This is a genomic window from Psychrobacter sp. 4Bb (assembly GCF_002836735.1).
Taxonomy (GTDB): Bacteria; Pseudomonadota; Gammaproteobacteria; order Pseudomonadales; family Moraxellaceae; genus Psychrobacter.
The window spans coordinates 149,398-161,897 of record NZ_PJAS01000059.1 but is presented as its reverse complement, the minus strand read 5'-3'; the positions used below and the strand labels follow the sequence as shown (position 1 = coordinate 161,897).

At 43.8% G+C, this 12,500-nt stretch carries 8 protein-coding genes; 6 read left to right on the top strand and 2 right to left on the bottom strand.

The window, feature by feature from the left end; translation table 11 throughout:
- The first annotated feature begins 254 nt into the window (after positions 1 to 254).
- The 5 genes from CXF60_RS06700 (at position 255) to CXF60_RS06680 (ending at position 6,631) form a co-directional block, all read left to right on the top strand.
- The gene (locus CXF60_RS06700; RefSeq protein WP_102091305.1) at positions 255 to 1,913 is read left to right on the top strand and encodes a TolC family protein; all 1,659 of its coding nucleotides are present in this window, start codon (positions 255 to 257) and stop codon (positions 1,911 to 1,913) included.
- Positions 1,914 to 2,015: 102 nt separating this feature from the next.
- A complete protein-coding gene (locus CXF60_RS06695; RefSeq protein ID WP_180958108.1) occupies positions 2,016 to 2,882 on the top strand; it encodes a YihY/virulence factor BrkB family protein in 867 nt (288 codons plus the stop codon).
- A gap of 48 nt (positions 2,883 to 2,930) precedes the next feature.
- Positions 2,931 to 4,130, top strand: coding sequence for an HlyD family secretion protein (locus CXF60_RS06690; protein WP_102091303.1), 1,200 nt, complete (start codon positions 2,931 to 2,933; stop codon positions 4,128 to 4,130).
- Between the two features lie 3 nt (positions 4,131 to 4,133).
- Entirely contained in the window at positions 4,134 to 5,441 is a 1,308-nt protein-coding gene (locus CXF60_RS06685; protein ID WP_102091302.1) for an ABC transporter permease, read from the top strand.
- Complete coding sequence (locus tag CXF60_RS06680; protein ID WP_102091301.1) at positions 5,441 to 6,631, top strand: ABC transporter permease; 1,191 nt, start codon at positions 5,441 to 5,443, stop codon at positions 6,629 to 6,631. Before CXF60_RS06685 ends, CXF60_RS06680 begins: the two co-directional genes overlap by 1 nt.
- 102 nt (positions 6,632 to 6,733) lie before the next feature.
- Here CXF60_RS06680 and sthA read toward each other — a convergent pair whose 3' ends face one another.
- Both sthA and CXF60_RS06670 read right to left on the bottom strand, forming a co-directional pair.
- Positions 6,734 to 8,383, bottom strand: a complete 1,650-nt coding sequence (gene sthA, locus CXF60_RS06675) for a Si-specific NAD(P)(+) transhydrogenase (RefSeq protein WP_057759390.1) — start codon at positions 8,381 to 8,383, stop codon at positions 6,734 to 6,736.
- A gap of 143 nt (positions 8,384 to 8,526) precedes the next feature.
- The gene (locus CXF60_RS06670; protein ID WP_101205440.1) at positions 8,527 to 9,423 is read right to left on the bottom strand and encodes a posphoenolpyruvate synthetase regulatory kinase/phosphorylase PpsR; all 897 of its coding nucleotides are present in this window, start codon (positions 9,421 to 9,423) and stop codon (positions 8,527 to 8,529) included.
- A 686-nt stretch (positions 9,424 to 10,109) separates the two neighbouring features.
- Here CXF60_RS06670 and ppsA point away from each other — a divergent pair.
- A complete protein-coding gene (gene ppsA, locus CXF60_RS06665; protein ID WP_102091300.1) occupies positions 10,110 to 12,494 on the top strand; it encodes a phosphoenolpyruvate synthase in 2,385 nt (794 codons plus the stop codon).
- The last annotated feature ends 6 nt before the right edge of the window (positions 12,495 to 12,500 follow it).

The window sequence follows — 12,500 nt, the reverse complement described above, 5'->3', positions numbered from 1 at the left end:
AAATACTGAGCATTGACCCGTCACCATTGTGGCTCTACAGTGTACCTCTTATGACGAATGACCGCTTGTTAGCACTTTTAATATAGACGTATTTTTATATTAGAATATGAATGATTTATTTAAGCATCATTCTTTCGCTAGCTAGCAAATAGTCTATAATAGTTCAGCAACTTTATATCTTGAGCAATGAAACTTATTGGTGCTGTTCCTTATTTTATAATACCTTACATTCTAATTAATGGCTTATGTGACTTATGAAATTCATTTTATCAGCGCTACCGACTGCTATGATGACCGTTGCAGTCATGAGCGTGCCTGTCATGACTTACGCGAGCACTGATGCTGACAGTATAGAAGTATCAGATAATGTTACACCAGTGGCTGTGACACAAATCATAGATGCTGATAGTCCAACTGATAATGATAAACCAACTGTGGCGCCTTTTCATACAGTACCAAACCCTCAAAACGCTGAGTCGCAAGCACTGTCTACGCTTGTTGACCCTATCACACATAAAACAGTCGGTAACAGCTACGCATTAGACGTTTCAAGCTTTTTGAGTTTAGAGCAAGCGCAGAAGCTGCTGGTACAAGTATCACCTAAAATCGCTGCCAATCAAGCAGCGATTGCCGCTAGCGAATACCAAACTGACGCGCTAAGAACTATCGACAATCCGCTCGTATTTGCTCGAGTATCTGCCAGTGCCTATCATTTAGATGAGGATATAGATTTATCTTCTCTTAGGAGCGGTATCGTCAACGAAGTAAACAATGGGGTAGATAATATAGTCCCTCCTACAGCAGACTTACCAGATTTTGGTGAGCTGGTTGGTGAGCGTATTCCCGACTCCTACAACCTCAAGCGCTCAGGCTCTACATCAGGCGCAGGTCTTGGAGTCGTTTGGCCTATTTATACTGCTGGACGTACAGACGCATTGACTGGCGCCTCGGATGCACGTACACAAGAAGCGATGGCTGATAGCGTACTGGATAAAAATGAGCTTTATAATACGTTAATTGAGCGTTATTTTAAGGCACAGCTAGCGATTATCGCCGCTTACTTACGAGAAGACGCTTACGATACATTGCAGCAGACCGACCATATGGCCGAGCGTCTGTTTGAAGAAGGTTTTATCTCACGTGTTGATAGACTAGAAGCACAGTCAGCGCTTGCCGATGCCAAAAGCGAATCCGTCAATGCCAATAATGACGCGCGCCTAGCTATGATTGCACTACAGCGCCTACTACGTACCGACTATCGCATCAAGCCAACCACACCCTTGTTTGTCTCTAGTCGCCCTCTACCAGATGTGAGCTATTTTCAGGACTTGGCACTAAACAACCATCCCGGACTGCAAAAAGTTGCAGCCAAGCGGGCACAGGCTCAGCAGTTACATGCGCTATCAGATACGGGCTACAAACCTACGGTATTACTATACGGTTATGGTCAGGTAGAGAAAGATCCAAGCTGGGTCGCTGGTATATCTGCCAGTTGGAAACTATGGGGCGGACTCGATAAAGCCGCATCGCTAGCATCCAGTAGTGCCAAAATACGTCAGGCCGATCTCTCTGAGATTGAAGTTAGTGACAATTTATTGCTACTGGTAGAAAAAAACTGGCACGATGTCAATAATGCTCAATCACGCTATCAAGCATTACAAAGTAATGTTGATTTGGCAGCAGAAGTATTGCGACTACGACGTTTAGGATTACAAGAAGGTGTAAATACTACCGTTGACGTGGTGCAGGCACAGACGCAATCGCTCAAAGCACGTACTGAACAAGCACAAGCTGCTAATGACTATGTACAGTCACTGGCTGCCCTTATGCAAAGCTGTGGTACGCCACTTGCTTTTAATGCTTATCTCAATGCCGCTGACATTCAATTGCCTACTTTATATACTGAGCAATGATGTAACGTGAGAAACCATAAGTCGTGCTGATAAATGCTTTGTATTACCATGAAGTCGACATCAAAAATACTATTACCAACCCTATTACGAACAGCTGCTTTTATGAAAGAATTGACCTCTAAATCAATAAAAAACTGGCTACAGACGTTACTAGAAACGTGGCGTATTGCCAATAATTCTAATGTTTGGGCGCATTGCGCAAGCGTAGGTTTCTTTGGATTCTTATCAATTTTTCCCGTGATGGCTGTGTTTGTCCTACTTTATGGTCTTGCGTTTTCTCCCGCCGAGATGCAAGAGCAAATCTCGCTTTTGAGTCAATTTATACCTGATACAGTATATGAAGTGCTCAACTCCCGTCTGAGCGAGTTGGTTTCTACAACTACGTCTGCTCTGACTTTCAGCCTGCTTATATCGTCCTTGCTCGCACTTTACGCTGGCTCTAAAGGTATTAAGTCTTTAATTATTCTTATTAACCTTGCGTTCCATATTACGCAAGAGCGTAGTTTTGTACAAAGCACGATTCGCGCAGTTGGTTTGACCTTTGCAGCAGTAGTCGTATTGATTATCGCGGTCTCCTCTATCGCGATTATTCCTTTGGGGGCGGCCTACTTCCCTTTCCCTCAGATAGCAAAGACAATTGCGCTTTGGAGCAGGTGGCCAATATTGACAGGTATCATATTCTTAAGCTTTTTGGGTCTTTATCGCCTAGCCCCAAATCGTGATGCCGTCGCTCTCAAAAAGTTGATGCCGGGCGCTGCGCTGGCAACGGTTTTATGGATTATATTGTCCATCTTATTTTCAATTTATGTGCAAAATTTTAATAACTATAGTGCGGAGTTTGGCGCGCTTTCAGCTGCTGTGGTCATTATGCTATGGCTCTACTATTCAGCATTTATCGTCGCTCTTGGTGCTATTTTTAATTCTGAAACCATAGACAACGCCAAGCCTTATGCGTTTCGAGTGTACTAGTAATAAACCCTTTATTTTCAACTTTGTTGCTTTAGGAATCTCATTGTCATGACAGAATTACCACGCGAATCAGACGACTCAAATAAATCAGCTGATGCAACCGAGTCAGTGACCTCTCAAGATACACAAAATTCAGTCGATCCTGTAGAAGACGTGTCTGATATTGAACCAGAGCAACCGACACCTGCTTATAATCGTAGCGCCTCTAAAACTGACAAATCTGCGCGTATGAAAAAAGCACTACTTGCCCTATTCATACTGATTGTCCTTGGTACGATTGCGTACGGCCTATACAAAAGTAATGCGCATAGCGAGCCAGAAGTTATTACGCTACAAGGGCAAATGCAGATGCAGCAAACGTCTATCGCTGCAAAAGTACCAGGGCGTATTGCCCAAATTATGGTAACAGAGGGTGATACGGTAACGGCTGGTCAGCAACTGGTTGAGATGGATTCGCCTGAGATTAATGCCAAGATTAATCAAGCACGTGCTGGTAAGCAAATCGCGCAAAGCCAATTAGACAAAGCAGAAAATGGTGCGCGCCCGCAAGAAATCGCCCAAGCAAAAGCCGCTTGGCAAGCCAATAAAGCCGCGTCTGACTTGGCAGAAAATACCTATCAGCGTGTCAATCGCCTTTACGAAGAAGGACTGATGGCGCGACAAAAGCGCGATGAATCATATGCTCAATATCTTGCTACTCAAGACCAAACCGAAGCAGCCCGCTTGCAGTATGATCTGGCGCTAGAAGGCGCACGTACTGAAGATAAGTCAGCGGCCACTGCACAAGTCGCACAGGTCGATGCAAAACTTGATGAGGCGTTAGTAGCAAAAGAGGAAGCGAACCTAAGAAGTCCTATCGCTGGTATCGTCGATAATGTCATCGTGAGTGCTGGAGAAGTCATCGGTCAAGGAGTTCCGCTCCTGACGTTGGTGGATACCAATGACCAGTGGGTAGTACTTAACGTCACTGAGTCTTATTTAAATCAATTTGCTATTGGTCAGACATTTACCGGTACTATCCCAGCGCTGTCATCAGCGGATAAGTCTTATACAAAACAGTTTACCGTCTATGCGACATCGACCCTATCAGACTTTGCCACTTGGCGTCCGACCAATAACGATGATGGTTTTGATGTGCGTACTTTTGAGGTAAAGGCACGACCATCTAAGCCCGATGCTCGTATCCGCTCAGGTATGAGCGTGGTCGTACGTATCAACCCTACTCCTGTCAATCAGAACCAAGAGTAAGCCATGCACTTGACTAAGTTAAGTGAGGCTTTTTTACGCAGTGCAGCCTACGAGCGCCGTTTTTTGGCAAAAAATCATTGGGACTTTAGCATGGTGGTATGGATACCACTGGCAACGGTGCTGCTAATATGGTGGATATTTTCACAGACTCAAATTACCGATTTGCCTATCGGAGTCATCGATCAAGACAACAGCGCTGTTGCCAATACTGCCGTCCGTTACTTAGAGGCCAGTCCTACTTTGACGGTCAGACAGCTTTATTACTCTCAAGCGGATGCAGAGGCTGCGATTTTACAGCGCGATATTTACGCTGTCGTCATTATCCCAGAGGACTTTTCTCGTAATATCTTATCGAGCCAGCCTGCTCCGTTGACTCTACAAGTTAATGCACAGTACGGTACGCACTCTGGTATTATTCAGGCAGGTGTCCAAGCGGTCGCTAGTACATTATCCGCAGGTGTAGAGATCAAGCGATTGGTCAAACAAGGCGTAGCGCCATCACAAGCGATGACGGCTTATGCGCCTATCAGTGTGCAGCGTATTAGCTTATTCAATGCTGCGACCAATTATCAGCAGTTTTTGGCTTCGACCGTCATACCTGCCTTATTACATATATTGGCAATGGTCATTGGCGCAACCACGATTGGCCGCGAGTTACGTGATAAGAATATCGGTCGCTGGTACCGTTTTATTGATACAGGCAAACCTAGTCTAACCTTATCCAGAGCTTCAAAAACGTCATCTTCGCTATCAACCAAACAAGATAGCAGCGATAACAAAGCATCTTCAAGCGCAAACGTGCCCCATTCGGTCAGCTTATCAGTATTGGTCTTTGGTTTATTGGGTAAATACTTTTGGTCAATATTGGCCTATAGCTTATGGTCGGCTTTGGTATTGTGGCTTGTAACGTCGAACCAAAATATAAGCATTGGGTCAATCATCGCAGTATATATCGGCCTATTGTGTTTGATGATACTGTCATTCTGGCTTGGTGCTATTTTTACTTTGAACTCCTTTTCACTGCGTATGGGTTTGTCAACCACTGGTTTTATTTCAGCGCCTTCTTATGCCTTTGCTGGTGTGACCTTTCCTTATATTGCGATTAGTGATAGCGCGCAATACTGGTCAAATGCATTGCCACTGACACATTACCTCAAGCTACACATTGCTCAATTGCAAATGCAAGCGCCTATTGCTATCTCTGTGCCTATTGTCTACGGTCTGGCGCTTGCCACTATCATCGCCATGCTACTGACAGCCCTATTGACCAAACGCGCATTGGCGCATCCTGAACGCTGGGGAGCCCGCTAATGTCCGCACAATCAAAGCTCAAGCGCAAAGAGCCTCAATCAGCCATCGCTCCAGCATCTCAAACATTTTGGACAAGCTTTATTCAAACGTTCAAAGACGTTTTTGGGGATAAAGGCGTACTTTTGATGCTGATTATTGCCCCGATTATCTATGGGTTTTTCTATCCTTGGCCCTACTCAACTGAAGTGGTCAACCATGTACCAGTGGGTATCATTGATCATGACAACAGCAACTTATCGCGTACTCTTGTTCGCTATGCGAGTGCTAGTCCATACCTAGATACTGAACGATTTATCAATGAGCAGGCGGCCAAAGAAGCCATATGGTCAGATCAAATTGCAGGCTATATGGTGATTCCAGCTGGTCTCGAAGAACAAGTTCAGTCCGGAGAGCAAGCACACGTTAGCGTACTGGGTAATGGCGGTTATTTTATTTTAAATAAAAACGTCCAATTGGGATTCTCTCAAGCAGTAGGTACGGTATCCGCAGGCATCAAGGTAAAGAAAAGCATTGCGAAAGGCGCTTATGCATCTACCGCAGCACAGAATACTCAAGCCGTACCGCTACGGATTATGCCACTGTATAACCAAACTGAAGGCTATGGTGCTTATGTCGTACCTGCTGTCTCTGTTATTATTTTACAGCAGACACTTTTAATGGCGACTGCGATGCTGATTGGCACATGGTACGAGCAGCGCCGTCACAGTACGAGTGTACGTGGTTGGCTAGGACGCATTGGGGCTTTGAGCTCACTTAGCTTTATCGTTGGCTGCTTTTATTATGGGTGGGCGTTTGAGCTACATCATTATCCACGCGGACAAAACATGCTTGGTACGCTGCTGTTTTTAGCACTATTTTGTCCGACAGTCGCAACGCTCGGCTGCGTGCTCGGATTATGGTTCCGGCAGCGTGAGCGCAGTATGCAGATCTTAATTTTTATCTCCTTACCGATATTCTTCTTAAGCGGCTACCCTTGGCCAGCAGACCAATTGCCTCAAGTATTACAAGTAATACGTTGGCTGGTACCGACTACCCCTGCAATCAATACCTCTGTACAGCTTAACCAAATGGGTGCCAGCATCTCTCAAGTCGCTATAGGATTTTACGCGTTAGCTGGCTTATGGTTGCTCTATTTTGTTTTGTTGCTATTTTTACGCAAGCGTATTCCACAGCGAAAAGCCTACTTGTAAATCTTCAAACTAATGAAATCTATAAGCATAAAAAAAGCGCCTGCACTATTAATAATATAGTAGCAGGCGCTTTTTTATTTATACGATATCAATAGCGGTGGTTTAAAACACTCGGTTCAAACCATTCAATGCTGCCACACGATATGCTTCTGCCATCGTGGGATAGTTGAAAGTCGTATTTACAAAGTACTCAAGCGTATTGTTGCTCTTACACTTCATCACGGCTTGACCGATATGAATAATCTCTGAAGCGTGGTTACCGTAGCAATGGATGCCTAGAATCTCTAACGTATCACGATGGAATAATATCTTTAATACGCCTGAACGTTCACCAATGATTTGAGCACGTGCCAGATGTTTAAAGAATGCCTGACCCACTTCATACGGCACTTTTTCATCCGTGAGCTCTTGCTCTGTCTTACCGATACAAGAGATTTCAGGAATCGTATAGATACCAGTCGGTACACTAGATACTGGCTCAGCATCACTATCACCAACCATAAAGGCAGCGGCACAGCGACCTTGGTCATAGGCAGCAGAAGCTAGTGATGGCCAACCGATTACGTCACCAGCAGCATAGATATTGTCGACGTCCGTACAGTAAGTATCATCTACTTTTAGCTGACCACGTCCGTTTGCTTTTAACCCAATGGCTTCTAAATTCAGGCCTTCTGTATTACCTGAGCGACCATTTGACCAAAGAATGGCATCAGATTTGATGCGCTTGCCGCTCTTTAAATGCAAGACCACATAATCATCATGAGTCTCAAGATGATCAATCTCTTCATTACTACGGATAAGCACACCGAACTGTCTAAAGTCATGCGCGATGGCATCACTGATTTCGCTGTCTAAGTAGTTGAGCAATTGATCTTGGTTATTGATTAGATCAACTTTGTAGCCAAGACCAGTAAAGATAGACGCGTACTCACAGCCAATCACCCCTGCACCATAAATGATGATTTTTTTGACCACATAATCCATTTGCAAGATTTTGTCAGAGTCAAAAACGCGTGGATGGTTAAAGTCTAAAATCTCAGGACGGTAAGGACGGCTACCGACAGTGATGATGGCTTTATTGAAAGTGATGGTTTCGTACACATTTTCATCGACTTCAATACGTAGCGTATGAGCGTCAATAAAACTTGCCCAACCTTGAATAACTTCGATACGGTTGCGCTCATAAAAACGTGTGTGGGTACTGACTTGACGACGGATAACTTGACGCGCCTTGGCCAGTACTTCATTTAGCGGTACTTGCTTATATTCCATCGCCTTGGTAAACATTGGATCGCGGCGGAAATTAATCAAGTTAAATACAGATTGGCGCAATGCTTTACTTGGAATTGTGCCGACGTGAGTAGAGTTACCCCCTACTTGATCACGTGGATCGACAACCACCACTCTTTTACCAGACTTAGTCAGCTTCATGGCAGCGGCTTCACCAGCAGGTCCCGCCCCCAAAACAACGGCATCGTACTCATACTCATGATCGTCACTTTTTAGACGACGAGAGTCTTTGGTAAAACCAGATTTAATATCGATTCGTGTGTCATCAAGCGGATTCACAAGGTCCGGATGATGCATGACATCATCAGTCACTTGTTCATGAGTCTGCTCTATCTTTTCTTTTTTGTTCTTACCTTCGGTATGTTCAGGGCTTGGCACGTGTCCGCTAGATTTATTTGATACTTCGGTATGAATATCTTTACCAGTATCGTTGGTCTCGTCGCTTGCACTTTTACTTACCATGATGTCCTCTTTATTTGTTGATTCTATTTGTGTACGAGTTAATATTCTTAAATTTAGGCAATTTATTGAGGTTGAGCCCACAATAAGCCATAAATGTAGTTTGTACACTATTCACATAGAGTAACCACTACAAAAGCCTTTAATTACCCGATACGGCGCTTAAGACCTGTCATCTGCAAAATACGCGTGGCAATTTCTTCAACAGACATCTCCGATACATCTAAGCTTGGGATACCGTGCGTGATATAAATACCCTGAATCGCGCGCTGCTCTTGCTGGCATTGCTGATAGCTAGAATAACGACTGCCTGCACGGCGCTCTTGACGGATTTTTACTAAGCGATCAGTATCAATAAGCAAACCAAACAATTTGTCTTTGTGCTCACGTAATGCTTTCGGTAACTGATTGTCGTACAAGTCATCTTCGGTCAAAGGATAGTTAGCCGCTCGAATACCGAATTGTAATGCTAAGTATAAAGAAGTCGGCGTCTTACCAGAGCGCGATACACCCACCAAAATAATATCGGCTGCATTATAGTGACGAGTACGCGCGCCATCGTCATTGTCTAAAGCAAAGTGAACTGCATCGATACGCTCTTTATAGGTTTCAGAATCGACATCATCATGTGCATGCCCTGAATGACCATCTGGCTCCACACCAGTCTCTTCTGCAACACGGCCAATCAGACCTTCATACATATCTAAATTGCAACTGTGTGCTGAGTTGATCTTTTCACGAATTTCAGGATTGACGATCGTATCGAACACCAACGGCAACGAACCATCTCGCTGATAGGCCATGTTGATTTGTTCAACCGCATCTTCAGCACGCTCTAAGCTATCGACGTATGGCAATACTCTTGTCTCAAAAGGAACCGAGGCAAACTGACTCAAAATAGCGCGTCCAAGTGTCTCAGCAGTAATTGCTGTGCCATCTGAGATAAAAAACGCCGTTCTAATGGCTTGTGAGCTGTCCAAGTTTAGCGCATGGCGATTTTGGATAGTGGACTTAACTTGTTCAGATGGATTGCTTGAGTACATATCGTTGACACCTCGGTTGAAAACTCAATAGTGACCTTCATTTAGTTTTTGGTATAGATCTTAGTAATAATTCAAACTTGGTAAACGTTTAGCAGTTATTACTATTAATAGCGTGACTTTTACTCGGCTTTTTATAGTTGCGTTTATAACTCGTATAACTTGGCTTTATAATTCGTATAACTTGGCTTTATAACTGCCTTCTTAAAACGAACCTTTTTTAGCACCTATATCGCACATTTATTATGCAATGTGCATCAACTATCTATGCGCTACATTATACGCATATTAGCTTCTTAATAGAAATCAATGTTACAGGCGTACACTTAGCACCAACATTGTTTTCATCTTGTTGTCATAGCTAACCCGCCTCTCATTAAGGCAGTTTTTTATGGCACCTTCTATATAGGAACATAAATTATAGAAATACTCTAAATGCCATCTGTTTAAACATGTCTACTTTATGCAGTAATTGGCTTTTGAAACCATATAACATCGTCACTAACAATGATATTTTTTATCCTAGTAAATACGAAACCTGGTGGGACTGGCTCTAATTTATGTAGCAAACCCCACAATTTGTATATTTTTAACAAGTTTTTTGGTGAAAACCCTCGAAATTGTCCTAATATGGCGGTATAATTCACCGTTATAATCTTTACTAAATAACCTTATTTTCTGGAGTTATCATGGCAGCGCAATCTACAGCACTTGTAATCAATCTTGATCAGCTAGGAAAAGACGACATCGAAATGGTTGGTGGTAAGAACGCTTCGCTTGGCGAAATGATCAGCCATCTTTCTGATTTAGGCGTTAGTGTTCCAGGCGGCTTTGCCACCACTTCAAATGCATTCAACCGCTTTTTGACTGAAACAGGCTTGCTTGACAAAATCAACAGCGAGCTAAAAACACTAGACGTAAACGATGTTAATAAGCTTGCGGCTACTGGTAAAAAGATTCGTACTTGGATTATTGAACAAGAACTGCCAAAAGATCTTGAGCAAGAAGTACGTCAATCATTTGAAACCATGAGTGGCGGCGAAGACATCGCTGTTGCTGTACGTTCTTCTGCCACTGCTGAAGATTTACCAGATGCGTCATTTGCCGGTCAACAAGAAACCTTCTTGAACATTCGCGGTATTGATAACGTCCTGATTGCTATTAAAGAAGTATTTGCCTCTCTATATAACGACCGTGCAATCTCTTACCGTGTACACAAAGGTTTTGAGCACGAAGGTGTTGCACTATCTGCTGCCGTACAGCGTATGGTACGTTCAGAGACTGGTGCTGCTGGTGTTATGTTCACGCTAGATACCGAAAGTGGCTTTGATCAAGTGGTATTCATCACCTCAAGCTATGGCCTAGGTGAAATGGTTGTACAGGGTGCAGTTAACCCAGATGAGTTCTATATCTCTAAGAAATTGCTAGCCAATGGCAAACCGTCAGTTATTCGTCGTAACTTAGGTAGTAAGCATAAGAAAATGGTTTATGGTGATGAAGGCAGCACGGCTAAATCAGTTAAAACCGTTGATGTTGAAAAACAAGATCGCATGCAGTTCTCTCTATCGACTGAAGAGCTAACCTCACTTGCCAAGCAAGCGGTAACGATTGAACAGCATTATGGCCAAGCGATGGATATCGAGTGGGCAAAAGACGGCGATACTAACGAGATTTTTATCGTTCAAGCACGTCCTGAGACTGTTAAGAGCCGTCAAGACAGCAACGTAATGGAACGTTATGTCATCGACACGACTGGCGCAAAAGTATTGTGTGAAGGTCGTTCAATCGGTCAACGTATCGGTTCAGGTAAAGTGCGTATCGTTAGCAACCTAAACGAGATGGACAAAGTAGAAGAAGGCGACGTACTCGTATCAGACATGACTGATCCGGATTGGGAACCAGTTATGAAGCGCGCTTCTGCTATCATCACTAACCGTGGTGGTCGTACTTGTCACGCTGCTATTATCGCGCGTGAGCTAGGTGTGCCAGCTATCGTTGGTTGTGGCAACGCAACTGAGCTATTGGTTGATGGTCAAGACGTAACTGCTTCTTGTGCGGAAGGCGACACTGGTTTCATTTATGAAAGCCAGATTGATTTTGAAGTACAGACTAACTCTGTTGAATCTATGCCAGAGCTAGCATTCAAAGTGATGATGAACGTTGGTAACCCAGATCGCGCATTCTCATTCACCCAAATGCCAAACGAAGGTATCGGTCTTGCACGTCTAGAGTTCATCATCAACCGTATGATTGGCGTGCATCCAAAAGCGCTGCTAAACATGAACAGCTTGCCACGTGAAATTGCGCAAGCAATCCAAGAGCGTATCGCAGGCTATGCATCACCTGTTGACTTCTATGTTGATAAATTGGTTGAAGGTATCTCAACGCTAGCTGTTGCCTTTATGGATCAACCAGTGATCGTTCGTATGTCAGATTTCAAATCAAACGAATACGCTAACTTGCTTGGTGGTAAGTTATACGAGCCATCAGAAGAGAACCCAATGCTTGGTTTCCGCGGTGCTAGCCGTTATGTGTCTGATAACTTCCGTGACTGTTTTGAGCTTGAGTGTAAAGCACTAAAACGTGTACGTGATGACATGGGCTTGACCAACGTTGAGATCATGATTCCATTCGTACGTACTGTTGGTGAAGCCAAAGAAGTCATCGAGTTACTTGAGAAAAATGGTCTAAAACGTGGCGAAAATGGTCTACGCGTCATCATGATGTGTGAGCTACCAACCAACGCCCTATTAGCAGAAGAATTCCTAGAGCATTTCGATGGTTTCTCAATCGGTTCTAACGATTTAACTCAGTTAACGCTTGGTCTTGACCGTGACTCAGGTATCGTCTCACATCTATTTGATGAGCGTGATCCTGCTGTTAAGAAGCTATTGTCTATGGCTATCGAAGCTTGCCGTAAGCAAAACAAATACGTCGGCATCTGTGGTCAAGGCCCATCAGACCATCCAGATCTAGCGTTTTGGTTAATGGAGCAAGGTATCAGCTCAGTGTCATTGAACCCTGACTCAGTATTAGATACTTGGTTCTTCTTAGCTGGTGAAGAAGCGAAGTAAACCGCT